Source organism: Variovorax sp. WS11 (assembly GCF_010499245.1).
Taxonomy (GTDB): domain Bacteria; phylum Pseudomonadota; class Gammaproteobacteria; order Burkholderiales; family Burkholderiaceae_C; genus Variovorax.
On the sequence record NZ_JAAGOW010000001.1, the window covers coordinates 2,084,646 to 2,108,913 of the forward strand.

Below are 24,268 nucleotides of genomic sequence, written 5' to 3' on the forward strand. Positions count from 1 at the left end.
GGCGGCTACTTGGCCGGCGCCTGGGTCACGAAACCGATGCGGCTCAGGCCCGCCTTGTTCGCGATGCCCATCAGCTCGACCACCCGGCCGTAGGGGACGGTCTGGTCGGCGCGCAGCTGGACCTCGGTGTCGCGGCTGTCGGCGGCGGCCTTCTGGAGCCGGGCCGCGAGCTCCTCGGGCGTCACGGGCTGGTCGTTGAGGAAGAGCCCGCCGGCGGCATCGACCGAGAGGCTCACGAACTTCGGCGTGTCGGTCGGCTGGCCGGCATCGGTGCGTGGCAGGTCGAGTTTGATCGAGCTGGCCATCAGTGGGGCGGTGATGATGAAGATGACCAGCAGCACCAGCATCACGTCCACCAGCGGCGTGACGTTGATGTCCGACAGCGGCCGCTGCCCGCCGGCGCCGATCGCGCGGCCGCCGGTGGCGCTGCTGCCGAGGGAGGTGCGACCGAAGGCCATGGAAGCGTCCAGGCCGGCTACGCGGGCATCGCCCGGGCCGGCGGCAGCGGCGCCTCGCGCGCCGGGTCTTCGCCCAGGGCGCCCAGCAGGTCGTGCGCGAAGCCCTCGAGCTCGGCCTCGATGCGGCTGACCACGCGGCCGAACACGTTGTAGGCCAGCACGGCCGGAATGGCCACCGCCAGGCCGAAGGCGGTCATGATGAGCGCCTCGCCCACCGGGCCGGCCACCTTGTCGATGGTGAAGCCGCCGGCCTCGCCGGCTATGCCCGTCAACGCGCCGTAGATGCCCCAGACCGTGCCCAAGAGGCCGACGAAGGGCGCGGTGGCGCCGACCGTGGCCAGCAGGATCTGCCCGGACTGCAGGCGCCGCAGGGCGGCATGCAGGGCGTCGCGCAGCACCCGCGTGAGGCGCTGGGCGCGGGCCACCGCGCCGCCGAGCGTGGCGGGATCGGGCTGCGCGCCGAGCTGGCGGACCGCGCTCACCGCCGGCCAGACCAGGGCCGCGCGGTCGAAGCTGCGCAGCCTTTGCTCGGCGTCGCCCAGCGAAGCCGACTGCCAGAAGGCCGCGATGCTGCGCACCACGTCGTGCGTGCCGCCGCGCAGCAGCCAGGCTTTCCAGAGAATCACGACCCAGCTCGCCACCGACATGAGCAGCAGCAGCGCAGCCACGGAGCGGCTGACGCCATCGCCGTGGGTGAGCAGCTCCAGGATCGTCATGCGGGGGAGGTCAACGCAGCCCGAGGACGTCGAACATGTCGAACAGCCCGGTCTTGCGCTCGGCCAGGAAGCGCACCGCGCGCAGGCTGCCCTGCGCGTAGGTGGCGCGGCTGGCGGACTTGTGGGTGATCTCGATGCGCTCGCCGGTGCCGGCGAAGAGCACCGTGTGGTCGCCCACGATGTCGCCGCCGCGGATGGCGGCGAAGCCGATGGTGGACGGGTCGCGTTCGCCGGTGATGCCCTCGCGCGCGTAGACCGCGCAGTCCTTGAGATCGCGGCCCAGCGCGCCGGCGATCACCTCGCCCATCTTGAGCGCGGTGCCCGAGGGCGCATCGACCTTGTGCCGGTGGTGCGCCTCGATGATCTCGATGTCGTAGCCGGTGGACAGGGCCTTGGCCGCCATCTCCAGCAACTTGAAGGTGACGTTGACGCCCACGCTCATGTTGGGCGCCATCATGATGGCGATGTCCTTGGCGGCGGAGGCGATCTCGGCCTTCTGCGCCTCGCTGAAGCCGGTGGTGCCGATCACGGCCTGCACGCCCAGATCGCGGCACACCGCCAGGTGCGCCAGCGTGCCTTCGGGGCGGGTGAAATCGATCAGGACCTGGGCGTCCTGCAGGCCGGTGCGCAGGTCGGACACGATGGGCACGCCGCTGGCGGCGCCGAGGAAGGCGGCAGCGTCGCTGCCGAGCGCGGGGCTGCCCGCGATGTCGAGGGCGCCGGCCAGGCGGCAGTCCTGGGCTTCGCGCACGGCCTCGATCAGCATGTGGCCCATGCGCCCGGAGGCGCCGGCGATGGCGATGCGGCGCAGCGCCGGTGCGGAGGAAGAAGAGGAATCGGTCACGCGAGGGAACCTTCGTGAGATGCCGGCCGGTGCGGCCGGCGGATCGGCGTGCTAGCGCGTCGCTTCGAGCGGCGGATAGCTGGGGGGCAGCGGCGGCAGGGACGCGGAGGAGCTCTCGGTTTCAGCCTCCTTGCCCTTGTCCTTGCCCGGCTCGAACTTCTTGAGCTGGTCTTCGGTGGCTTCCAGCACCGGCACCTTGCCGGCGCGCCCGCGGGCATCGACGGCAGCGACGAACTCCTGCTCGCTGGGCATCGGGTCGCCCTCGAAACGGTCGAGCAGCTCCCCGTTGAAGAACAGCGTCAGCCGCCGCTGCTGGGGCTCGACGCCCTGCCGCCGGATGGTGAAGACGTAGTCCCAGCGGTTGGAATGGAACACGTCGGTCAGGAGCGAGGTGCCGAGGATCTCGCGCACCTGCTGGCGCGGCATGCCGGGCTTGAGCAGCTCGACCTGCTCCTTCGAAACGAAATTGCCCTGCACCACTTCGACCTTGTAGGGGGTGATGGCGCTGAGTGCGCTGCGCGAGCGCTCGGTGAAGCTGCTGCAGGCCCCCAGGCTCAGCGTGGCGGCGACGGCGCCGACGAGCAGCCAGAGGCGGCTTTGGGAAAACTCAGGCATGGAAAAGGGCCAGGAGGGCAAGCGATATGATCGGACCATTGTAGCGGCTGGCCCTTTGTGGGCCCTCGCAGGGACGGGCGCAGGAACCATCATGGCCAATATCGACGAACTCAAGAACACCGGCCTCAAGGCCACGCTGCCGCGCCTCAAGATCCTCGAGATCTTCCAGAACGGCGGCCAGCGCCACATGACCGCGGAAGACGTTTTCCGCGTGCTGCTCAACGAGCATTCCGACATCGGCCTGGCCACGGTCTACCGCGTGCTGACGCAGTTCGAGCAGGCGGGCATCCTCGAGCGCAGCCACTTCGAGAGCGGCAAGGCGGTCTACGAGCTCAACGAGGGCAAGCACCACGACCACCTGGTGTGCACCGGCTGCGGCAAGGTCGAGGAGTTCTACGACGCCGAGATCGAGCGCCGCCAGCAGATGATCTCGAAGGACAAGGGCTGGATCCTGCAGGACCACGCGATGTCGCTGTACGGCCTGTGTGCCGACTGCGCAAGCAAGCGTTAGAGCCCCGCCTAGTCGCCTAGTCGCCTAGTCGCCTAGTCGCCTAGTCATCCTCCCGTGCGCCTTCCATCGCCTTGTGGTGGCGCGCCACGAAGTCGGCGTAGGTGTCGATACCCCGCAGCTGCAGGATCGAATTGCGCACCGCCGCCTCCACCAGCACGGCGATGTTGCGGCCGGCCACCACCTGGATGATCACCTTGCGCACCGGGATGCCCAACACGTCCTGGGTCAGCGGCGCCGAGGGCATGCGCTCGTAGTCGCGCTCGAAGCTGTCGCGCCGCACCAGGTGCACGATGAGCTTGAGCCGCATCTTCCGACGCACCGCCGTCTCGCCGAAGATGGCGCGGATGTCCAGCAAGCCGATGCCGCGCACCTCCAGCAGGTTCTGCAGCAGCTCGGGGCAGCGCCCTTCCAGCGTGGCCTGGTTGATGCGGTAGAGGTCGACCGCGTCGTCGGCCACCAGGCCGTTGCCGCGCGAGATCAGCTCCAGGCCCAGCTCGCTCTTCCCCAGCCCCGACTCGCCCGTGATCATCACGCCCAGGCCGAGGATGTCCATGAACACGCCGTGCATCGAGGTGCGCTCGGCGAAATGCTTGGACAGGTAGGCGCGCAACAGGTCGATCACGAAGGCGGAGGATTCCCGCGTCGCGAACAGGGGCAGCTGCGCCCGCTCGCAGATCGACAGCAGCTGGTCGGGCGCCGTCTGGCCGTCGGCCAGCACCAGCATGGGCGGCTCCAGGGTCACGATGCGGGCGATGCGCCGCACGCAGTCGTCGGGCGAGCCGCGCGTGAGGTAGGCCACCTCGCGTGCGCCGAGAATCTGCACGCGGTACGGATGGATGTAGTTGAGGTAGCCGACCAGGTCGGCGGCCGACTGGGCGCGGCTGATGACGCCGGGATCGAATTGGCGCTCCGAGGCGCCCAGGCCGGCGAGCCACTCCCAGCGGAGCGACCCGCGGAACTCCTCGAACATCGCGTCGGCGCTGATGACGGTCGGCTTCATGCGCCAGACGGTCCCGGACGACGAAACGCGCGCTTCAAGCGACCTGGGCCGATTGCCATCCTGCGATCAGGGCATGCAGCTGGGCGGCGTCGTTGCTCGACTTGATCTGCTCGCGCAGGCCGGCATCGCTCAGCAGTTCGGCGATCTCGGATAGTATTTCAAGATGTTTCTGAGTGGCCGCTTCGGGCACCAGAAGGAAGATCAGCAGCACCACCGGCTGTTCGTCCGGGGCGTCGAAGCCGATCGGGTTGGCCAGCTGGAAGACCGCGGCCATCGGCGACTTGAGGCCCTTGATGCGGCCGTGCGGGATGGCCACGCCGTGCCCCAGACCGGTGGAGCCCAGGCGTTCGCGGGCGAACAGGCTGTCGGTGATGAGGGCGCGGCCGAGGCCATGCAGGTTTTCAAACAGCAAGCCCGCTTCTTCGAAAGCTCGTTTCTTGCTGGTGGCGTCAACGCTCACGAGGACTTGAGCGGGCGGCAGGATGGACGCGAGTCGGTTCATGTTGGGGCAGGGCGGGGGCGATTATGCACCCGCCCGGCAAAAAGCAAAGGGCCGCCCGAAGGCGGCCCGCAAGAGTGTTTGCCCGAGGTGGCACTACATCACGCGTTTCGGCGCTGCGTGGAAGTGGTTCTTGAGGGACTCCTTGTGGCGCACGACCTGGCGGTCGAGCTTGTCGACCAACTGGTCGACGGCGGCGTAGAGATCAGCGTGGCTCGACTCGGCGAACATGTCATTGCCCTTGACGTGAATATTGCATTCGGCCCGTTGGCGCCCTTCCTTTTCCTTCTGCTTTTCCACCGTGAGGATCACCTTGATATCGACCACTTGGTCGAAGTGGCGGGTGATTCGGTCCAACTTGCTCGTGACGTAATTGCGAAGCGCGGGGGTGACGTCGAGGTGATGACCGCTGATCGTCAAATTCATGAATGACCTCCTGGAACTGACGGTTGGGGAAAAAGACCCTGCTTCATGGAGGTGAAGCCTGGCCGGCGAAAACGAATGGGGGTGGGGAAGAGAGGGAGAGGGAGAGAGACGGGAAGCTTCGGTTCACTATGCCCATGCTGTCATCGAATTGCAATCCCTCTGGGCGCAAACCCCCGCACGGCCCTGGGGTCATGGCCCGGACGCTATGAATTTTGTAGTGCTAAAGACCGCGCGCTGCGCTCAGCGCCAGGCGGCGCGCAGGCGTTTTTGCAGATCGATGACGGCCGCGGGCGGCGGCACGGCGGGGGCGCGCTCGGGCGGCGGCGGCCAGGTGAGCTGCTCGAAGCCCCGGGCCTCGGCCGCCGTGATGAAGCGCGTGCGGCCGGCATAGAGATGCCGGTCCCCGCGCACTGCCTGCTGGGTGACGTAGAAGCGCTGCGGCACGATCAGGTGCAGGTGGTCGCGCGCACGGGTCATGGCGACGTAGAGCAGTCGCCGCTCCTCCTCCAGCTCCTGCGCGCCCTGGGCCACGTCGGCGGGGATGCAGCCATCGACCACGTTGAGCACATGCACCGAGCGCCATTCCTGCCCCTTGGCCGAATGGATGGTGGAGAGGATGAGGTAGTCCTCGTCGAGCAGGGGCGGGCCGGGCCGGTCGCTGGTGGCCTCGGGCGGATCGAGGGTGAGCTCGGTGAGGAATCGCTCGCGCGAGGCATAGCCCGAGGCCAGCCGCGCCAGCTGTTCGACATCGCCACGGCGCAGGCCGGCATCGTCGTGCAGCCGCTCCAGGTGCGGCAGGTACCAGCGCAGGGCGAGCTCCATGTCGGCCGGCCAGGCAAGTTCCGGAGCACGCAGCTGCGCATAGATGGCCGCGAAGCGCGCCCACTCCTCCTTCGCAGCGGCCGGCGGCTGGAAGGTCTGCACGACGGCGCCGGGGTCCTCCGCCTGGGCCATCGCATCGAGCAGCCGCGTCGACGTGGCCGGACCGATGCCGGGGATCAGCTGCGTCACGCGAAAGCCCGCCATGCGCCCGCGCGGGTTCTGCGCGAAGCGCAGCACCGCCAGCAGGTCCTTCACATGCGCGGCCTCGAGGAACTTGAGGCCGCCGTACTTGACGAAGGGGATGTTGCGCCGCGCCAGCTCGAGCTCGAGCGCCGCGCTGTGGCTCGAGGTGCGGAACAGCACCGCCTGCGACTTCAGCGCCAGCCCGCCCTCGCGGTGCGCGAGCACCCGTTCGGCCACGAAGCGGGCCTGCTGGGCCTCGTCGGGCACCAGCACCAGCTGCGGCCGGCCCACCGAGGGCTTGTCGGTCCACAGGGTCTTGGCATGGCGCTCGGCAGCGGCCGCGATCACGGCGTTGGAGACGTCGAGGATGGGCTGGGTCGAGCGATAGTTGCGCTCCAGCGTGACGATGCGCGCCGGATGCGTGAACTGGCCGGGAAAGTCGAGGATGTTGCGCACCGTCGCACCGCGGAAGGAATAGATGGCCTGGGCGTCGTCGCCCACCACGGTGAGGCCGCAGCCGTCAGGCTTGAGGGCGCGCAGGATGGCGGCCTGCAGCAGGTTGGTGTCCTGGTACTCGTCGACCAGCACGTGGTCGAAGCGCGCGCCGATCTGTGCCGCGATCACGGGCTCCGCCACCATCTCGGCCCAGTACAGGAGCAGGTCGTCGTAGTCGAGCACCTGCTGCGCCTGCTTGGCCTCGACGTAGGCGCCGAACAGGCGCTTGAGTTCGGCCTCCCACTCGGCACACCACGGGAAGGCCTGCGCCAGCACCTCGGCGAGCGGCGCGCCGCTGTTGACGACCCGCGAGTAGATCGCGAGGCAGGTCCCCTTGCGCGGGAAGCGGCGCTCCATGGCGGCCAGGCCGATGTCGCTGCGCACCAGACCCATCAGGTCCTCGGCATCCCCGCGGTCGTGGATGGTGAAGCTGGCGTCGAGGCCGATCTGTGCCGCGTATTCGCGCAGCAGCCGGGCGCCGACGCCATGGAAGGTGCCGGCCCAGGGCAGCGCCGGCGGCGCCTCCGAGCGCAGCCCGAGCACCTTCGCGAGGACCTGGCCGGCGCGCCGCTCCATCTCTTGCGCCGCGCGACGCGAGAAGGTCAGGAGCAGGATGCGCTGCGGATCGGCGCCGCGTGCGATCAGGTGGGCCACGCGGTGCGCCAGCGTGCTGGTCTTGCCCGAGCCGGCGCCGGCGATCACGAGCAGCGGCCGCGGGTCCGGCTGCGCCTCGCCGGTCCCATGCTCGACGGCCGCGCGCTGCGCCTCGTTGAGCTCGGCGAGGACCGCGGCAAGACGCTCTTCCTGGCGCAGGGGGACGGGGATCGCGACGCTGGACATCGGGCGCCACTTTACTGGATATCCATCCAGATCCCATCAGGAAAATGCAAGAGGCCGGTGACATAATCGCGCCTCGCTGCAACCGGAGACTCGGATGGAAACCGTTCCGCCTCGGCAGCTTTCAACTCCCCTGTGACGCGCGTCGTTGGCCGGGGATTTGAAAGCGCCCCCACCCCTCGCCCACCGCCACAAGCACCACCCGGGAGTGAGCCATGCTCAACATCTTCACGCTCGCCAACGGGCGCCTCGTCCAGGAAGAAATCGAGGCGCTCGAGGAACTGTCGCAATTCCAGCCGATCTGGGTCGACCTCGAATCGCCCACGCTGGAAGAAAAGCGCTGGATCAAGCAGTACTACGGCCTGTCCATCCCCGAGGATGCGATGGACGAGGACATCGAGGAGTCGGCGCGCTTCTACGAGGAAGACAACGGCGAGCTGCATGTGCGCAGCGACTTCCTGATCGACGACGACGAGAACCCGCGCTCGGTGCGCGTGGCCTTCATCCTCAACCAGCACAACACCGAGCTGCGCAGCCGCGGCGTGCTCTTCTCGATCCACGACGAGGACGTGCCGGTGTTCCGCCTGCTGCGCATGCGTGCACGCCGCGCGCCGGGGCTGATCGAGGACGCCAAGGAAGTGCTGCTGAAGCTCTTCGACGCCGACGCCGAATACTCGGCCGACTCGCTGGAGAACATCTACGACGAGCTGGAAGTCGCGGGCAAGAAGGTGCTGGAAGGCAACGTGAGCGACGAGCTGGCCGGCGAGGTGCTGGCCGCCATCGCCCGCCAGGAAGACCTGAACGGGCGCATCCGCCGCAACGTGATGGACACGCGCCGCGCGGTGAGCTTCATGATGCGCAGCCGCATGCTCAACGCCGACCAGTTCGAGGAGGCGCGGCAGATCCTGCGCGACATCGAGTCGCTGGACAACCACACGGCCTTCCTGTTCGACAAGATCAACTTCCTGATGGACGCCACCGTGGGCTTCATCAACATCAACCAGAACAAGACCATCAAGATCTTCTCGGTGGCCAGCGTGGCGCTGCTGCCGCCCACGCTGATCGCGAGCGTCTACGGCATGAACTTCAAGCTCATGCCGGAGCTGGAATGGGGCTACGGCTACGCCTACGCGATCGTGCTGATGATCGCCAGCGCGCTGGTGCCGATGTGGTACTTCCGGCGGCGCGGCTGGCTCAAGTAGCCTCGTCCACCTGCGCGCCGGGCAGCCCGGCCAGCCAGCCGTTCATCAGCGCCAGGCTGTAGCGGCTCGCCACCGCGGAGACGAAGCGCATGAAATCGGTATGGGCCTGGTCGTCTGCGCGGTCCGAGATCGTGCGCACCGCAGCGAAGGGCACGCGGAAGTCGTGGCAGACCTGCGCCACCGCGGCCCCTTCCATCTCGCAGGCGAGCGCATCGGGCAGCTCGTGGCGCAGCGTCTCGCTGTCGACCGCCCGGGCGATGAAGCGATCGCCGCTGACTACCAGGCCGCGGTGCAGGCGCGGCGCATGCAGCCCGAAGTCGTCGACCACCTGCTGACCCAGCAAGGCAATCGGATCGCGCAGCAGCCCTTCGGCCACGGCCGCCAGCGCATCGCTGATGGCGGTGTCGGTCGCGAAGCGCGCGTGCCCGGTCAGGGGCACCTCGTAACGGGGAAAGATCGGCGAGGCATCCAGGTCGTGCTGCAGCAGCCGGCTCGCCACCACCACATCGCCCACCCGCACCCCGGGCGCCAGCCCGCCGGCCACGCCGGTGAAGACGATGGCGCGCACGCCGAAGCGCTCCAGCAGCACGGTGGCGGTGGTGGCCGCCGCGACCTTCCCGATGCGCGACAGCACCGCCACCACGGTCTGGCCCTGCAGGTGCCCGACCCAGAAATCGCGGCCGGCGACACGCACGCGCCGCTCGTCGGGCATCGCGGCGAGCAGCGCGCCCAGCTCTTCCTGCATGGCAGCCACGATCGCGACCGGCGCCGCCACGGCAGATGCCCCCCTACTTCTTGCTGTCGCGCAGTTCGCGACGCAGGATCTTGCCCACCGGTGTCTTCGGCAGCTCGGTGCGGAACTCGATCACCCTGGGCTGCTTGTAGCCGGTGAGGTTGGCGCGGCAGAACTCGCGCACCTGGGCATCGGTGAGATCCGGGGTCTTCTTGACGATCACCAGCTTGACCGCCTCGCCGGTCTTGTCGTCGGCGATGCCGACGGCCGCGCATTCGAGCACGCCCGGCACCTGCGCCACCACCTCCTCGATCTCGTTCGGGTACACGTTGAAGCCCGAGACCAGGATCATGTCCTTCTTGCGGTCGACGATCTTGAAGTAGCCCCGCTCGTCGACGATGCCCACGTCGCCGGACTTGAAGTAGCCGTCGGCCGTCATGACCTTGGCGGTCTCGTCGGGACGCTGCCAGTAGCCGGCCATCACCTGCGGGCCCTTGATCGCGATCTCGCCCGGCTGGCCGGCCGGCACCTCGCGCCCGTCGTCGTCCAGCAGCTTCAGGTAGGTGCTGGGCAGCGGCACGCCGATGGTGCCGGTGTAGGCGGTGCTCGTGGTCGGGTTGCAGGTGGCCGAGGGCGAGGTCTCCGACAGGCCGTAGCCCTCGCAGATCGGGCAGCCGGTCTTGTCGAGCCAGAGCTTGGCGACCGCGCCCTGCACCGCCATGCCGCCGCCGACGGAGACCTTGAGGTTCTTCCAGTTGACGGTGTTGAAGTCCGGGTGGTTGGCCAGCCCGTTGAAGAGCGTATTGACCGCCGGGAAGCTGTGGAAGGTGTGCTTCGACAGCTCCTTCAGCACGGCTGGGATGTCGCGCGGATTGGGGATCAGGATCAGCTTGCCGCCGGTGCGCATGGACAGCATCATGTTCACGGTGAAGGCGAAGATGTGATAGAGCGGTAGCGCGCACACGCTGGTGGGCTGCTCGCCGGCCGGCACCTTCTGCATGACGGGGTCGTTCCAGGCCTCGGACTGCAGCACGTTGGCGATCACGTTGCGATGCAGCAGCACCGCGCCCTTGGAGACGCCGGTGGTGCCGCCTGTGTACTGCAGCACCGCGACGTCGTCGGGCCCGATGGGCGCCGGCTGCAGCTTGCGCCCCGCCCCCTTGTCCAGCGCATCGTTGAAGCGCACGGCGCCGGGCAGGCTGTACTCGGGCACCATCTTCTTGACGTTGCGCACCACGTAGTTGACCAGCGCGCCCTTCAACAGGCCGAGGCGGTCGCCCATGCCGCTCAGCACCACATGCTTGACCGGCGTGGCCGCGATGCACTGCTGCAGCGTGTTGCCGAAATTCTCCATGATCACGATGGCCTTGGAGCCCGAATCCTTGAGCTGGTGCTCCAGCTCGCGCGGCGTGTACAGCGGATTCACGTTCACCAGGATCAGCCCGGCGCGCAGGATGCCGCAGACCGCGATCGGGTACTGCAGGCAGTTGGGCATCATGACCGCCACGCGGTCGCCCTTGGCCAGGCCCAGGCCCTGCAGGTAGCCGGCGAAGGCGCGGCTCAGCTTGTCGACCTCGGCGTAGCCCAGGTCCTTGCCCATGAAGCTGTAGGCGGTGCGGTCGGCGAACCTGGAGAAACTCTCCTCCATGAGTTGGACCAGCGAGGCATAGCGCGAAGCATCGATGTCGGCCGGCACGCCTTGCGGGTAGCTGCTGAGCCAGGGGCGGTCTGTCATGGATCTGTCTCCTCGAACGAATTCTGGTTTCTGCTCACGAAAACGCCGCCCGGCCTCGATGGCACCGGGCGGCGGGCGCTTGGCGCTCCTCTTTCTTTTTACTCGATCGCCTTGCCCATGTCCTCGACCACCTTCTTGGCGTCGCCGAAGACCATCATGGTCTTGTCCATGTAGAACAGCTCGTTGTCCAGCCCGGCATAACCCGCAGCCATCGAGCGCTTGTTCACGATCACCGTCTTGGCCTTGTAGGCTTCCAGGATCGGCATGCCGTAGATCGGCGTGCCCTTGGTGAGCGCGGCCGGGTTCACCACGTCGTTGGCCCCCAGGATGATCGCCACGTCGGCCTGCGCGAACTCGCCGTTGATGTCTTCCATCTCGAAGACCTGGTCGTAGGGCACCTCGGCCTCGGCCAGGAGCACGTTCATGTGCCCGGGCATGCGCCCGGCCACCGGGTGGATCGCGTACTTCACCGTCACCCCCTTGTGGGTGAGCTTCTCGGCCAGCTCGTTGACCGCGTGCTGGGCACGCGCCACCGCCAGGCCGTAGCCGGGCACGATGATCACGGTGTCGGCATTGCTCAGCATGTAGGCCGCGTCGTCCGCGCTGCCGCTCTTGACCGGCCGCTGCTCCTTCGACCCGCCCGTGGCCGCGGCCGTCTCGCCGCCGAAGCCGCCCAGGATCACGTTGAAGAAGGACCGGTTCATGGCCTTGCACATGATGTAGCTCAGGATCGCACCCGAGGAGCCCACCAGCGAACCGGCCACGATCAGCATCGCGTTGTTCAGGCTGAAGCCGATGCCCGCGGCCGCCCAGCCCGAATAGCTGTTGAGCATCGACACCACCACCGGCATGTCGGCCCCGCCGATCGGGATGATGATCAGCACGCCCATCACGAAGGCCAGCAGCAGCATCAGGAAGAAGGCCGTCCAGCTCTCGGTGGCCATGTACACCAGTCCCAGGCCGATGGTCAGCAGCCCCAGCACCAGGTTGATCATGTGCTGGCCCTTGAACTGCACCGGCGCGCCCTGGAACAGGCGGAACTTGTACTTGCCCGAGAGCTTGCCGAAGGCGATGACCGAGCCGCTGAAGGTGATCGCGCCGATGGCCGCGCCCAGGAACAGCTCCAGCCGGTTGCCCGCGGGAATCGCGAAGCGCGCCAGGCCGTCGACCACGTACGCGCCCTCGGGCGTGTTGGCGCCGATCTCCGCTGCCACCGGAGGCGGCGTGATGCCGAAGGCCCAGGGCTCGACCACCGCGGCGACCGCGATGAAGACCGCCGCCAGGCCGATCATGCTGTGGAAGAAGGCCACCAGCTCGGGCATCTGGGTCATCTCGACCGTCTTGGCCCGGTAGGCGCCGTAGCCACCGCCCACCACCAAGCCCAGCAGCACCCAGGCCATGCCCTGGGCCTTGCCGCCGGAGAGTTGCACGATCAGCGCGGCGGTGGTCAGGATGGCAATGGCCATGCCGACCATGCCGAAGAGGTTGCCGCGGATGGAGGTGGTGGGATGGCTCAGGCCCTTGAGGGACTGGATGAAGCAGATGCTGGCGACCAGGTACAGCAGAGTGACGACATTCATCGACATGGTCAGTGGCCCTCCGCCTTGGCGGGCGCCGCCGCCTTCTTGTCCTTCTTCCTGAACATCTCCAGCATGCGCCGGGTGACCAGGAAGCCGCCGAAGACGTTGACCGCGGCCAAGGCCACGGCCAGCACGCCCATGCCTTTCCCCAGCCAGCTGGTGGTAAGCGCGGCCGCCAGCATGGCGCCCACAATGACGATGGCCGAGATGGCGTTGGTCACCGCCATCAGGGGCGTGTGCAGCGCGGGCGTGACGGTCCAGACCACGTGGTAGCCCACGTAGATGGCCAGCACGAAGATGATGAGGTTGATGACGGTGTGGGACACGGGATCCATGGGGCTTCTCCTCGCTTGCTTGCTGGCTTACTTCTTCGTGACCTGGCCGTCCTGCGTCATGCGGCAGGCGGCGACGATGTCATCCTCGAGATCGATCTTGAAGCCGCCCTCCTTGGGGAGCACGAGCTTCAGGAAGTCGAGCACGTTGCGTGCATAGAGCGAGGAAGCGTCGGCGGCCACCAGGGCGGGCAGGTTGGTCTCGCCCACGAGCGTGACGCCGTGTTTGATGACGGTGCGGCCGGCCTCGGTCAGCGGGCAGTTGCCGCCTTGCGGGGCGGCCATGTCGACGATCACCGAACCGGGCTTCATGGCCCGCACCATTTCCTCGGTGACCAGCACCGGCGCGGCGCGGCCGGGAATGAGCGCGGTGGTGACCACGATGTCGGCGGCGGCCACGCGCTTGGCCACTTCGACTTTCTGGCGGTCCATCCAGCTCTGTGGCATGGGGCGCGCATAGCCGCCGACGCCTTCGGCGGCTTCCTTCTCTTCCTGGGTCTCGTAGGGCACGTCGATGAACTTGGCGCCCAATGATTCGACCTGCTCCTTGACGGAGGGACGCACGTCCGAGGCTTCGATGACGGCACCCAGGCGCTTGGCGGTGGCGATGGCCTGCAGGCCGGCCACGCCGACGCCCAGGATCACCACGCGGGCGGCCTTGACGGTGCCCGCGGCGGTCATCAGCATGGGGAAGAAGCGCTGGTACTTGTCCGCGGCGATCATGACGGCCTTGTAGCCGGCGATGTTGGCCTGGGAGGACAAGACGTCCATGCTCTGGGCGCGGGTGGTGCGCGGGGCGGCCTCCAGGGCAAAGGAGGTGAGGCCCGCGGCCGCGAGCCTCTGCAGGCCCTCGGCATCGAAGGGGTTGAGCATGCCCACCACCGCGGTGCCGGGCTTCATGAGCGCGGCCTCGCCATCGGAGGGCGAGCGCACCTTGAGCACGAGCTCGCAGGCGAAGGCGCCCGCGGCATCGGTGATCTCGGCACCGGCCGCCTGGAGGGCGGCGTCGGTGATGGCGGCAGTGATGCCGGCGCCGGATTGCACGCGCACGGTGTGCCCCTGCGCGACAAGCTTCTTGGCCGTCTCGGGTGTGACGGCCACTCGGGTTTCGCCGGGCACGGTTTCGGCCGGCACGCCTATCAGCATGGGGTTTCTCCTCGGGGCAGCGTTGGAATTCGCGCCGAGCTTACATGAAGATGACAACAGCAGGCCGTTCGCGCTGTCCCGCACCAGCCCCCTTCCCCACCCACATCCACTTCCTGTACATTCGCACTCCGCGCACGACCGGCGCCCAGATGGCCGGCGGCGTGGACCAAGAAGCAAAAAATCTTCAGGGGGTTGCCATGCGAATAGCGATGCTCGACGACGAGCCGCGTGAGATCGAGTCGATTCAGCGCGTGATGGCGGTGATCGGCCACGAGTGCCACGGCTTTGCCGACGGCAAGTCCTTGCTGCGCGGACTCCGCGACGAGGTCTTCGACCTGCTGGTCCTCGATTGGCGACCGCCGGATGTCGACGGGATCGAGGTCATCCGGAAGCTGCGCGAGAGCTTCGGCAACCGGCTCCCGCTGCTCCTCACGGCCGCCCCGGAAGACAAGACCCGAATGGCCACGGCGCTGCTGGCCGGCGCGGACGACTTCATGGTGAAGCCCCTTGGCAGCGCCGAGCTCCAGGCGCGCGTGCAGGCCCTGCTGCGCCGGGCCTACCCGACCCGCTTCGAAAGAGAGCTGGCCTACGGCCCTTATCACTTTTGCCCGCTCACCAGAACGGTACGCCTGCACGGAGAACCGGTGCGGCTGAAGCAGCGCGAGTACGAGCTGGCACTCCTCCTGTTCCGCAACATCGGCCGGCTGCTGTCGCGCGAGCACGGCCATCTGGGGCCAGGAACTGGGTACCGGTTCACGTTCGCTCGATACGCATGTGTCTCGGCTGCGCGTCCGGCTGGCGCTGCGCCCCGAGAATGGCATGGTGCTGGCCTCGGTGTACGGCATGGGCTACCGGCTGGAGGTTCTCCCCGACGAGGTCGCCGGCTTGCCCTGTGCCCTGGCAGGCGCAGCAGAATGATCAACCAAGGAGTGGAAACGATGAAGAAGATGATTCGAAGCCTGCTGGCAACCGCGCTGCTGGGCAGCTGGCTGCAGTTCGCATTCGCGCAGGACGTCGAGCCGAGCGACATGGTGCGCGGCGGGCTGCAGGCGATCCAGATGATCGACCAGAACAAGACCGGCGAGCTCTGGGACGGCGCCACGCCGGCCGCCCGCAAGCGCGTGGGCCGCGACGACTTCGTGAATCAGGTCACCAAGGCGCGCGCGCCGCTGGGTGCCGCGCAGCAGCGCACCTGGGTCGCGATCAACCGGCAGGTGGTCGGCGAGGGCAACCAGGATCTGGCCGGCCAGTACGTCAGCGTCGAATACGAGACCCGCTTCGCCAACAAGGCCAACGCCACCGTGCGCGAGCTGGTGACCTTCCAGTTGGGCGACGACCGGGTCTGGCGCTTCTCGGGCTACGTACTGCGCTGATGGCGCATCGGTGGAAGCCCAACGTCACCGTCGCCGCGGTGATCGAGCAGGCCGGCCGCTTCCTGGTGGTCGAGGAAGAGACGAGCGACGGCCTGCGGCTGAACTCGCCCGCCGGCCATCTGGACCCGGGCGAGTCGCCAGCCGAAGGCTGTGCGCGCGAGACGCTGGAAGAAACCGCGCACCGCTTCACGCCAACCGCGCTGGTGGGCATCTACATGGCGCGCCAGCGCGGCGCGCGGGGCGAGGACACCACCTACATGCGCTTCGCCTTCTGCGGCACGCTGGGTGCTCTGGAGCCGGGCCGTGCGCTGGACCACGGCATCGTGCGCACCTTGTGGATGACGGCCGACGAGTTGCGCGCGAGCCGCGAACGGCATCGCAGCCCGCTGCTGCTGCAGTGCGTGGATGACTATCTTGCGGGCCATCGCCACCCGCTGGACCTCATCCACGTGCATGCCTCGGTGGCCGGCGAGGACGAGGCCTGAGCCTCGCCCGGCCGTTCCGAAGGTCAGGCTCAGCCGGCCCGCGAGATGACCCCGCCGCCCAGGCAGACCTCGCCGTCGTAAAGCACCGCCGACTGCCCCGGCGTCACCGCCCACTGGGGCTCGGCGAAGGCCAGCCGGAACGCGCCGTTGGCGCCCTCGCCCAGCACGCAGCCGGCATCGGCCTGGCGGTAGCGCGACTTCGCCGCATAGGCGCCGGCGTCGGGTGCCTCGCCCGCTACCCAGCTGGCATCGTCGGCCTCCAGCGCCGGCGACAGCAGCCAGGGATGGTCGTGGCCCTGCACCACCCAGAGCGTGTTGCTCTCGATGTCCTTGCGCGCGACGAACCAGGGCGCATGGTCGCCGGCGCCGCGTTGCGCGCCCTTGGACTTCAGGCCGCCGATGCCAAGGCCCTGGCGCTGGCCCAGGGTGTAGAAGCTCAGGCCCTGGTGCTCGCCGATGCGCCGGCCGCGCTCGTCGCGGATCGGGCCCGGCTCCTTCGAGATGTAGCGGTTGAGGAACTCGCGGAAGGGCCGCTCGCCGATGAAGCAGATGCCGGTCGAATCCTTCTTCTTCGCGTTGGGCAGCCCGATCTCGTCGGCGATGCGGCGCACCTCGGTCTTGTGCAGCTCGCCCACGGGGAACATCGTATTCGCCAGCTGCTGCTGGTTCAGGCGGTGCAGGAAGTAGCTCTGGTCCTTGGCGGGGTCGAGCCCCTTGAGCAGCTCGTGGCGCCCGCTCGCGGCGTTGAAGCGCACGCGGGCGTAGTGGCCAGTGGCGATCTTCTCGGCACCCAGGCGCATCGCGTGGTCGAGGAAGGCCTTGAACTTGATCTCGGCATTGCACAGCACGTCGGGGTTGGGCGTGCGGCCGGCCTGGTACTCGCGCAGGAATTCGGCGAAGACGCGGTCCTTGTAGTCGGCCGCGAAGTTGACATGCTCGATCTCGATGCCCAGCACGTCGGCCACGCTGGCAGCGTCGACGAAGTCGATGTTCGACGAGCAGTACTCGCTGTCGTCGTCGTCTTCCCAGTTCTTCATGAAGATACCGACCACCTCGTGGCCCTGCTGCTTGAGCAGGTGCGCCGTGACCGCGGAGTCCACCCCGCCGCTCAGGCCCACCACGATGCGCTGCTTTTCCATGGGCGGCGATTGTCCCAGGCCGGTCATGCCGGTGCCCGTGTCCGGGTAATCACGGAGCGTGGAGCGACGCGCGTCGCCTGCGGGTCTTCATCGAGTTGAAAGAAGCAGCGCCGAGGTTCACACTGCAACGCCGACCGGAAGCACAACAACGCGGGCGCGCGCGGAAAGCGCCACCCAGGAGACACGCATGGATCACCTCAGCGGCATGGACGCCTCGTTCCTGCACCTCGAAACCCCCGAGTCGCCGATGCACGTGGGCAGCCTTCAGCTGATCGACCTGCCGCCCGGCTACGAGGGCGACTTCGCCGAAGACGCCAAGAAGTACCTGAGCGGGCGCCTGCACCTGGCCTCGGTGTTCGTGCGCAAGCTGGCGATGATGCCCTTCGACCTCGCCAACCCGGTGTGGGTGGACGACGACGACCTGGACCTGGACCACCACATCCACCACGTGATCATGCCGCGGCCCGGCACCCTGGCGCAGCTCGAGCGCCTGGTCGGGCGACTGCATTCCTCGCTGCTGGACCGCAGCCGCCCGCTGTGGGAGATGCACATCATCGAGGGCCTGCAGACCGGCCAGGTGGCGCTCTACAGCAAGATGCACCACGCCGCGATCGACGGCCAGGCCGGAGTCGCGGTGGCCAAGGCGCTGTTCGACATCTCGGAGACGCCGGCACCGGTGAAAGCCCCGCGGGTGACGCGCCGGCCCGATTCATCGCAGCTGGGCATGGCCGAGCTGGCCACGGCCGCGCTGAGCAACGCGGTGCAGCAGTACGTGAAGCTGATCCAGTCGATCCCGGCCACGGCCAAGGCCATCACGAACGTGCTGATGCCGGTGTCCGAAAGCACGGGGCAGCGCGCCTTCGAGCTGCCCAAGGCGCTGCGGACCGCGCCGCGGACGCCGCTCAATGTCTCCATCACCAACCAGCGCTCCTTCGCCGCGCGCAGCGTGTCGCTGGCCGAGGTCAAGCAGATGTCCAAGGCCACCGACACCAGCCTCAATGACATCGTGCTGGCCATCTGCGCCGGCGCGCTGCGGCGCTACCTGGCCGACTACGGCTGCAAGCCGGCCAAGCCGCTGATCGCGGGCGTGCCGGTGTCTCTGCGCAGCGAGGGCAACACGGACTTGAACAACCAGGTTTCGGTGATGCTGGTGAGCCTGGCCACCGACATCGCCGATCCGCTGGAGCGGCTGGCGGCCATCCACGAGTCCTCCAGCGAAGGCAAGAAGCTCACCGGCAACGTCAAGGCAGCGATCCCGACGGACTTCCCCTCGCTGGGCGTGCCCTCGCTGATGTCCGGGCTGGCCTCGCTCTACGGCCGCTCGGGCCTGGCGGACAAGCTGCCGCCGGCGGCCAACGTGGCGATCTCCAACGTGCCCGGGCCGTCCTTCGCGCTCTACTTCGCGGGGGCCAAGGTGGCGGCCTACTTCCCGGTCTCGATCCCGGGCCACGGGCTCGCGCTGAACATGACGGTGCAGAGCTACAACGGCGCGCTCGAGTTCGGCCTCACGGCTTGCCGGCGCGCGGTGCCGGACGTGGCGGACCTGGGGGACCATGTGGTGGCCGAGCACAAGAAGCTGTTCGGGTTGATCATGGGGAACGCGGCGCAGGCTGCGGCTGCTGCGCCCGCCGTCGTGCCGGTGGCTGCACCGGCCGCTGCCGCCGTGCCGAAGGCGCCCGCGAAGAAGCGGGCGGCAACGAAGGTGGTGGCGAAGAAGAAGGTCGCGGCAAAGGCGGTGCGCCCCGCGACGCCGAAGGCGCCACACAAGGCCACCGCCTCCAAGCGCGCCGCTGCGCTGAACTGAGCACTCCCGGATTTGCTCCCTCTCTCCTGGGAGAGGGAGTCAATCCCGTAGCGCAGCCAGGATCTCGTAGGACTTCAAGCGCGCCTCGTGATCGAACACCTGCGAGGTGATCATCAGCTCATCCGCTCCCGTCCGCTCGATGAAGGCCTTCACCCCTGCCCGCACCGTCTCCTTCGACCCCACCGCCGCACAGGACAGCACCGAGTCGAGCAGCGCGTTCTCCGCCGGCCCGATGCGCGCGCGGTAGTTCGCCACCGGCGGCGGCAGCCGGCCCGGCCGGCCGCTTCGCAGGTTGACGAAGGCCTGCTGCCAGGAGCTCGAGCGGAACTCGGCCTCCTCGTCGGTCTCCGCCGCGAACACGTTGAAGCCCAGCATCACATAGGGCTTGGCGAGCTGCTTCGAGGGCTTGAAGGTGTCGCGGTAGAGGCGAATCGCCTGCATCAGCTGCTGCGGCGCGAAATGCGACGCGAAGGCATAGGGCAGGCCCAGGTGCGCCGCGAGCTGCGCGCCGAAGGTGCTGGAGCCGAGGATCCACACCGGCACCTCCAGCCCCATGCCGGGCACCGCGCGCACCACCTGCTGCGGCTCCTTGGCCATGAAGTCCATCAGTTCGACCACGTCCTGCGGGAACTGGTCGGCATCGGACTGCAGGTCGCGCCGCAAGGCCCGCGCAGTGCGCTGGTCGGAGCCCGGGGCCCGCCCGAGGCCGAGGTCGATGCGCCCCGGGTAGAGCGACTCCAGCGTGCCGAACTGCTCGGCGATCACCAGCGGCGAATGGTTGGGCAGCATCACGCCACCGGCGCCGATGCGGATGGTGGAGGTGCCGGCACCGATGTGGGCCAGCAGCACCGCCGTGGCCGCGCTCGCGATGCCCGGCATGCCGTGGTGCTCGGCCAGCCAGTAGCGCCGGTAAGCCAGCTTCTCGCCATGACGGGCGAGGCCGAGGGAATTGCGGAAGGACTGCGCGGCGTCGCTGCCTTCGGTGATGGGGGAGAGGTCGAGGATGGAGAAGGGCACCATGGTCGCGGCATCATGGCCTGATCGCGATGGTCGTGCTGGCGCAGGCGAATTCCGGGTTCTGATAAAACGCGCGCTATCGCCATCCACCGAAGCTGATACCGCCATGTCCAATTTCTGGTTGATGAAGTCCGAACCCGACGATTGCTCGATCGACGACGCGCTGGCCGCGCCCGATGCCACCGTGCCCTGGACCGGCGTGCGCGGCTGGCAGGCGCGCAACTACATGGCCAAGCAGATGCAGGTGGGAGACGGCGTGCTGTTCTACCACTCGAGCTGCCCGCAGCCGGGGATCGTGGGCATCGCGCGCGTGGCCTCCGGCACCCGGCCCGATCCGACGCAGTTCGATCCCGAGTCGCCCTACCACGACCCGGCATCGAAGCCCGAGCATCCGCGCTGGGTACTGCTGGACGTGCAGGCGCTGCGCAAGACCCGGCTGCTGGGCCTGCCAGAGATGCGCGCGACACCCGAGCTGGCGGACATGGTGGTGCTGCGCCGGGGCAATCGACTGTCGATCACGCCGGTCGATCCGGTGCACTGGCATCTGATCGTGGACAAGATGCTGGCCTGAGGGGCGGCGGCCCTCGATCGCCTCAGACCGCGACGACGGCGAGCTCGGCGCGCTGCTCGAGGTGGACCCAGTCCACCACCTCCCCGCGCGGCCGATAGCCGAGCACCATGTGCTGCAGCTGCTGCCGGATCGAAGGCGCGTCGTTGATCTCGAGTGCGGCCTTCAAGCGCTCCAGTTGCGGCGACAGCTCGCCCCAGGGCAGGAAATCGTCGCGCGCCTTCAGGATGCGCGGGTGCAAGGTGGGCATCGGGTTGTCGCCGATCAACAGCTCTTCGTAGAGCTTTTCGCCGGGGCGCAGGCCGACCACCCGGATCTCGATGTCCCCGGCCGGGTTGTCGGCGTCCCGCACGGTCATCCCGGAGAGCTCGACCATGCGGCGGGCGAGATCGACGATCCTGATCGGCTCGCCCATGTCCAGCACGAACACATCGCCGCCGCTCGCCATCGCTCCTGCCTGGATCACCAGCCTCGGGAATGGTCATGAAGTAGCGGGTGATGTCGAGGTGCGTCAGCGTGATGGGACCGCTGTTGCGAATCTGCTGGCGGAACAGGGGCGCCACGGAGCCCGAGGAGTCCAGCACATTGCCGAAGCGAACCATCGAGAAGCGCGTGCCGTTGGGCCGCCGTGCCGCCTGCTCCGCCAGGGCCTGCAGGCCCATCTCGGCCAGGCGCTTGCTGCAGCCCATGATGTTGGTGGGCCGCACGGCCTTGTCGGTGCTGATGAGCACGAAATCGCGCACGCCGTGCGCGGACGCGGCCCCGGCCGTGATCAGCGTGCCGAACACGTTGTTGCGAACCCCCTCGGCCGGGTTGTGCTCCACCAGGGGCACGTGCTTGTAGGCCGCGGCATGGTAGACGGTGTGCGGATGCCAGACCGGGCGCGCGCACCTCCCCATCGACGTACACCCGGCCAGCCCGATAGGACTGGATGCGGGCGGTGATCTTCGGCTCGGCGAAGTACTTGGCGAGACGCGCAATCAGGCGGTCGCGCACTTCCGTCTCGGTGAGCCCACCCACCTTGAAGCTGCCCACGTAGGGAAACTGGATCGTGCCGTCTGCGGCCACGTTGTAGCCGTTGCTGATGGGAGAGCCGGTGACGGCGTCCGTGGTGAGGGAGCCTGCCGGCGCGAGGGCCAGGTCGGGGTGGTCCCACACGACGATGTTCAGGATGTCACCGCTGCCGATGCGGTACGGCTGCGCAACACCGAACAGCCGCTTGACATCCGAGCCCACCACGGTGGCCTGACCCGCGCGTTGGCGGCGGATCAGTTCGGGTGTAATGCTTTGCAATGCCCCGGGCGGCGGCAAATCTGCGGCGTCAGGGGACTGGTTGAGACTTGCCGACGGGCCCGCGACAGTCGCACCAAAGTTCGCACCCGGTGCGAGCGCGCAGCCACTCAGGGCTGCGGCCGTGCAGATCAATGCGCATCGGAAAAGCTGAATCATCGCGGGTTGGTAAGGGTTGTAGCCAGCGATGCGTATGGTGCTGAAGAGTCATCGCCGGAAACAATTGCCGCGACAATTCATCAGGATCTGCGAAGGCCTGCGCCCGCTTGCTTGCAACTACTTCACGACGACTCGCAACCCCTGGGCTTCGATCGGCCGAAGGGGAAAAACAAAAAAGGCGCAGGGCCGTCAAGCCCTGCGCCTTTGAGGCGACCTGGAAGGATCTCGTCAGAAAGGGATGTCGTCGTCCATGTCGTCGAAACCTGACGAGGACTTGGCCGGCGCCTGGCGTGGAGCCGGCGACGCGGCGGGTGCGCGCGGTGCCGCGGCGGGCGGGCGCGAGTAGCCGCCACCGCCGCCGCCACCACCACCCTGCGAATAACCACCGCCATAGCCGCCATCGTCCTCGCCCGAAGGCGCGCCCTGCCCCTGGCGGCTGCCCAGCATCTGCATCTGGTCGACGCGGATGTCGGTGGCGTACTTCTCGACGCCGTCCTTGTCGGTGTACTTGCGCGTGCGAATCTGGCCCTCGACGTAAATCTGCGAGCCCTTGCGCAGGTACTGCGCGGCAATCTCAGCAAGCCGGCCGTTGAACACCAGCCGGTGCCACTCGGTAGCCTCGCGCATCTCGCCGCTCTGCTTGTCCTTCCACTTGTCGGTGGTGGCCAGGGTCACGTTGCAGATCTGGTCACCGCTCGGGAAGGTGCGGGTTTCGGGGTCGCGCCCGAGGTTGCCGACGAGGATGACTTTGTTGACCGATGCCATATGTGCTGCCCCTGGGTGATGAATGGACTGAAGACGGAAAACGGGACATTGTGCCGCAACGAGGCCGGCATCCGTCTTGCTGGCGGATGTCGCCAACCCTGCTGCGAGAATGGGCCGCCTCCGATGAACCGCGAACCCGACTTCCTCGAGAACCTGCGCGCCGAGCTTTCCAGCGGCCGTCTCTGGCTCGATCGCGCCATCGTGCTGGCCTATGCGGTGGCTGCGGGCCTGTTCGTGGTCGGCTTCACGCTCGCGAGCGACCGGGCCTTCGGCCTGTTCCATCGGCTGCACCAGGCGCAGCCCTGGGCCGTGCTGCTGTGGACGCCAGCCCTCACGGTCGCCATCGTCTGGGCCACGCGCCGGTGGTTTCCCGGGGCGGCCGGCTCCGGCATTCCGCAGGTCAAGGCCGCGTTGCATCCGGCGCTGCCGCCCGAGCGCCGCGGCCGGCTGGTGTCGCTGCGGCTCACCGTCGCCAAGATCGGGCTGGCGGTCGCCGGCCTGGCGGCGGGCCTGTCGATCGGCCGCGAAGGGCCTTCCGTGCAGGTGGCTGCCGGTGTGATGCAGCATGCGCGGCGCTGGCTTTCGCCGGCCTCCACCATCGATGCACGCGCGCTGCTGGTCGCGGGCGGCGCGGCCGGGATCGCGGCTGCCTTCAATGCACCGCTCGCGGGCGTGGTGTTCGCCATCGAGGAACTCTATGGGCGGCTGGAAACGCGCGCCAGCGGCCTGATCATCACCGCCATCGTGCTGGCCGGCCTGGTGGCGGTCTCGATGTTCGGCAATCTCAGCTACTTCGGGGTCATCCGGGTGCCGGACCTGGGGTGGTCAGCCGTGGGTCCGGGGCTGGCGGTCACGCTGGCGAGCGGCGTGGCGGGCGGGCTGTTCTCGCGCCTGCTGGCTGCCTCGCTGACCGGTGCGCCGGGGCGGCTGAACCAGGCTCGCGCTCGCTGGCCGCTGCGCTTTGCCGCCGTGGGCGGCCTGCTGATCGCGGTGATCGGTCTGGTCACGGGCGGCGCCACCTTCGGCGCCGGCTCCGACACCGTGAAGGGCATGCTGACGGGCCATGAGGAACTCTCGCCGCTGCACACCCTGCTCAAGTTCATCGCCACCTGGCTGACGGCCTGGTGCGGTGTGCCGGGCGGCATCTTCGCGCCGGCGCTGACCATCGGCGCGGGCATCGGCAACAGCATCTCGCAGCTCACCGGCGCCGGTCTGGGCCCGGCGCTGATCGCCCTGGGCATGGCCGGCTTCCTGGCGGCGGTGACGCAGACCCCACTCACGGCCTTCATCATCGTGATGGAGATGGTCGACGGCCACTCGATGGTGCTGAGCCTGATGGCCTCGGCCATGCTCGCCAGCCTGCTGTCGCGCATGATCAGCCGGCCGCTGTACGAGTCGCTGGCTGAGTACATGGTGGCGGCCGCTATCGGCTCGCCCTCGCCAGTGGTGGCGCCATCCGAATCCCCGCAGCCGCCCACCGAAACCGCCCGCGTGCCCTGAAATCCCAGGGGATTTATCATGCTCGGTTGTCCAG

General features: G+C 68.2%; 24 protein-coding genes and 2 pseudogenes. 9 read left to right on the plus strand and 17 right to left on the minus strand.

Annotated features, from left to right (window positions below):
• Positions 1 to 5 precede the first annotated feature (5 nt).
• From GXN78_RS10335 to GXN78_RS10350, 4 genes are all read right to left on the minus strand, one after another.
• Positions 6 to 458 (minus strand): biopolymer transporter ExbD, encoded by a 453-nt coding sequence (locus tag GXN78_RS10335; protein ID WP_106558511.1) that lies wholly within the window; start codon positions 456 to 458, stop codon positions 6 to 8.
• Positions 459 to 475: 17 nt separating this feature from the next.
• Positions 476 to 1,174, minus strand: coding sequence for a MotA/TolQ/ExbB proton channel family protein (locus GXN78_RS10340; protein ID WP_106558510.1), 699 nt, complete (start codon positions 1,172 to 1,174; stop codon positions 476 to 478).
• Positions 1,175 to 1,184: 10 nt separating this feature from the next.
• Entirely contained in the window at positions 1,185 to 1,985 is an 801-nt protein-coding gene (gene dapB, locus GXN78_RS10345) for a 4-hydroxy-tetrahydrodipicolinate reductase (protein WP_181360607.1), read from the minus strand.
• 84 nt (positions 1,986 to 2,069) lie between these two features.
• On the minus strand, positions 2,070 to 2,633 hold the full coding sequence (locus tag GXN78_RS10350; RefSeq protein ID WP_106558526.1) for an outer membrane protein assembly factor BamE: 564 nt from the start codon (positions 2,631 to 2,633) through the stop codon (positions 2,070 to 2,072).
• A 91-nt stretch (positions 2,634 to 2,724) separates the two neighbouring features.
• Between GXN78_RS10350 and fur the strand changes: the two genes are divergently transcribed.
• A complete protein-coding gene (gene fur / locus GXN78_RS10355) occupies positions 2,725 to 3,144 on the plus strand; it encodes a ferric iron uptake transcriptional regulator (RefSeq protein ID WP_106558508.1) in 420 nt (139 codons plus the stop codon).
• Between the two features lie 40 nt (positions 3,145 to 3,184).
• Here fur and hprK read toward each other — a convergent pair whose 3' ends face one another.
• The 4 genes from hprK to GXN78_RS10375 form a co-directional block, all read right to left on the minus strand.
• Positions 3,185 to 4,144, minus strand: coding sequence for an HPr(Ser) kinase/phosphatase (hprK, locus tag GXN78_RS10360; protein ID WP_106558507.1), 960 nt, complete (start codon positions 4,142 to 4,144; stop codon positions 3,185 to 3,187).
• Positions 4,145 to 4,178: 34 nt separating this feature from the next.
• Complete coding sequence (locus GXN78_RS10365) at positions 4,179 to 4,646, minus strand: PTS sugar transporter subunit IIA (RefSeq protein WP_068681828.1); 468 nt, start codon at positions 4,644 to 4,646, stop codon at positions 4,179 to 4,181.
• 93 nt (positions 4,647 to 4,739) lie between these two features.
• Positions 4,740 to 5,069: a ribosome-associated translation inhibitor RaiA gene (gene raiA / locus GXN78_RS10370; protein ID WP_106558506.1), complete on the minus strand. Its 330-nt coding sequence runs from the start codon at positions 5,067 to 5,069 to the stop codon at positions 4,740 to 4,742.
• Positions 5,070 to 5,309: 240 nt separating this feature from the next.
• Positions 5,310 to 7,409 (minus strand): ATP-dependent helicase, encoded by a 2,100-nt coding sequence (locus GXN78_RS10375; RefSeq protein ID WP_106558505.1) that lies wholly within the window; start codon positions 7,407 to 7,409, stop codon positions 5,310 to 5,312.
• Between the two features lie 212 nt (positions 7,410 to 7,621).
• Here GXN78_RS10375 and corA point away from each other — a divergent pair, with 212 nt between their 5' ends.
• Positions 7,622 to 8,608 carry a magnesium/cobalt transporter CorA gene (gene corA, locus GXN78_RS10380; protein ID WP_106558504.1) on the plus strand — a complete coding sequence of 329 codons (987 nt, stop codon included), beginning with the start codon at positions 7,622 to 7,624 and terminating at the stop codon, positions 8,606 to 8,608.
• Here the strand turns inward: corA and GXN78_RS10385 are convergent.
• The 5 genes from GXN78_RS10385 to GXN78_RS10405 form a co-directional block, all read right to left on the minus strand.
• Complete coding sequence (locus tag GXN78_RS10385) at positions 8,601 to 9,383, minus strand: 5'-methylthioadenosine/adenosylhomocysteine nucleosidase (protein WP_106558503.1); 783 nt, start codon at positions 9,381 to 9,383, stop codon at positions 8,601 to 8,603. The genes corA and GXN78_RS10385 overlap by 8 nt on opposite strands.
• A gap of 13 nt (positions 9,384 to 9,396) precedes the next feature.
• Positions 9,397 to 11,076: a long-chain-fatty-acid--CoA ligase gene (locus GXN78_RS10390; protein WP_106558502.1), complete on the minus strand. Its 1,680-nt coding sequence runs from the start codon at positions 11,074 to 11,076 to the stop codon at positions 9,397 to 9,399.
• Positions 11,077 to 11,174: 98 nt separating this feature from the next.
• Positions 11,175 to 12,662, minus strand: a complete 1,488-nt coding sequence (locus GXN78_RS10395) for an NAD(P)(+) transhydrogenase (Re/Si-specific) subunit beta (protein WP_106558501.1) — start codon at positions 12,660 to 12,662, stop codon at positions 11,175 to 11,177.
• A 2-nt stretch (positions 12,663 to 12,664) separates the two neighbouring features.
• Positions 12,665 to 12,991 carry an NAD(P) transhydrogenase subunit alpha gene (locus tag GXN78_RS10400; RefSeq protein ID WP_106558500.1) on the minus strand — a complete coding sequence of 109 codons (327 nt, stop codon included), beginning with the start codon at positions 12,989 to 12,991 and terminating at the stop codon, positions 12,665 to 12,667.
• 27 nt (positions 12,992 to 13,018) lie between these two features.
• A complete protein-coding gene (locus tag GXN78_RS10405) occupies positions 13,019 to 14,134 on the minus strand; it encodes a Re/Si-specific NAD(P)(+) transhydrogenase subunit alpha (RefSeq protein WP_106558499.1) in 1,116 nt (371 codons plus the stop codon).
• A 254-nt stretch (positions 14,135 to 14,388) separates the two neighbouring features.
• Here GXN78_RS10405 and GXN78_RS42170 point away from each other — a divergent pair.
• From GXN78_RS42170 to GXN78_RS10420, 4 genes and pseudogenes are all read left to right on the plus strand, one after another.
• Positions 14,389 to 14,613 (plus strand): annotated as a pseudogene (locus GXN78_RS42170) (response regulator); the annotation flags it as partial.
• A 295-nt stretch (positions 14,614 to 14,908) separates the two neighbouring features.
• Positions 14,909 to 15,052: a hypothetical protein gene (locus tag GXN78_RS42175; RefSeq protein WP_308812423.1), complete on the plus strand. Its 144-nt coding sequence runs from the start codon at positions 14,909 to 14,911 to the stop codon at positions 15,050 to 15,052.
• A 140-nt stretch (positions 15,053 to 15,192) separates the two neighbouring features.
• Complete coding sequence (locus GXN78_RS10415; protein WP_239142816.1) at positions 15,193 to 15,507, plus strand: DUF4019 domain-containing protein; 315 nt, start codon at positions 15,193 to 15,195, stop codon at positions 15,505 to 15,507.
• Positions 15,507 to 15,992 carry an NUDIX hydrolase gene (locus tag GXN78_RS10420; RefSeq protein ID WP_181360605.1) on the plus strand — a complete coding sequence of 162 codons (486 nt, stop codon included), beginning with the start codon at positions 15,507 to 15,509 and terminating at the stop codon, positions 15,990 to 15,992. The genes GXN78_RS10415 and GXN78_RS10420 overlap by 1 nt, the downstream gene beginning before the upstream one ends.
• Before the next feature lie 29 nt (positions 15,993 to 16,021).
• Here the strand turns inward: GXN78_RS10420 and mnmA are convergent, their stop codons facing one another.
• Positions 16,022 to 17,131 carry a tRNA 2-thiouridine(34) synthase MnmA gene (gene mnmA / locus GXN78_RS10425; RefSeq protein ID WP_106558523.1) on the minus strand — a complete coding sequence of 370 codons (1,110 nt, stop codon included), beginning with the start codon at positions 17,129 to 17,131 and terminating at the stop codon, positions 16,022 to 16,024.
• Positions 17,132 to 17,318: 187 nt separating this feature from the next.
• Between mnmA and GXN78_RS10430 the strand changes: the two genes are divergently transcribed.
• Positions 17,319 to 18,935: a wax ester/triacylglycerol synthase family O-acyltransferase gene (locus GXN78_RS10430; protein ID WP_181360604.1), complete on the plus strand. Its 1,617-nt coding sequence runs from the start codon at positions 17,319 to 17,321 to the stop codon at positions 18,933 to 18,935.
• A 39-nt stretch (positions 18,936 to 18,974) separates the two neighbouring features.
• Here GXN78_RS10430 and GXN78_RS10435 read toward each other — a convergent pair whose 3' ends face one another.
• Entirely contained in the window at positions 18,975 to 19,955 is a 981-nt protein-coding gene (locus tag GXN78_RS10435; RefSeq protein ID WP_106558498.1) for an LLM class flavin-dependent oxidoreductase, read from the minus strand.
• A 103-nt stretch (positions 19,956 to 20,058) separates the two neighbouring features.
• Between GXN78_RS10435 and GXN78_RS10440 the strand changes: the two genes are divergently transcribed.
• Positions 20,059 to 20,523 carry an EVE domain-containing protein gene (locus tag GXN78_RS10440; protein WP_106558497.1) on the plus strand — a complete coding sequence of 155 codons (465 nt, stop codon included), beginning with the start codon at positions 20,059 to 20,061 and terminating at the stop codon, positions 20,521 to 20,523.
• A 22-nt stretch (positions 20,524 to 20,545) separates the two neighbouring features.
• Here GXN78_RS10440 and GXN78_RS10445 read toward each other — a convergent pair.
• Both GXN78_RS10445 and ssb read right to left on the minus strand, forming a co-directional pair.
• Positions 20,546 to 21,395, minus strand: a pseudogene (locus tag GXN78_RS10445) (polysaccharide biosynthesis protein); the annotation flags it as partial.
• A gap of 802 nt (positions 21,396 to 22,197) precedes the next feature.
• Positions 22,198 to 22,734: a single-stranded DNA-binding protein gene (gene ssb, locus GXN78_RS10455; protein WP_106558496.1), complete on the minus strand. Its 537-nt coding sequence runs from the start codon at positions 22,732 to 22,734 to the stop codon at positions 22,198 to 22,200.
• Between the two features lie 123 nt (positions 22,735 to 22,857).
• Between ssb and GXN78_RS10460 the strand changes: the two genes are divergently transcribed.
• Positions 22,858 to 24,234, plus strand: a complete 1,377-nt coding sequence (locus tag GXN78_RS10460) for a chloride channel protein (RefSeq protein WP_106558495.1) — start codon at positions 22,858 to 22,860, stop codon at positions 24,232 to 24,234.
• The last annotated feature ends 34 nt before the right edge of the window (positions 24,235 to 24,268 follow it).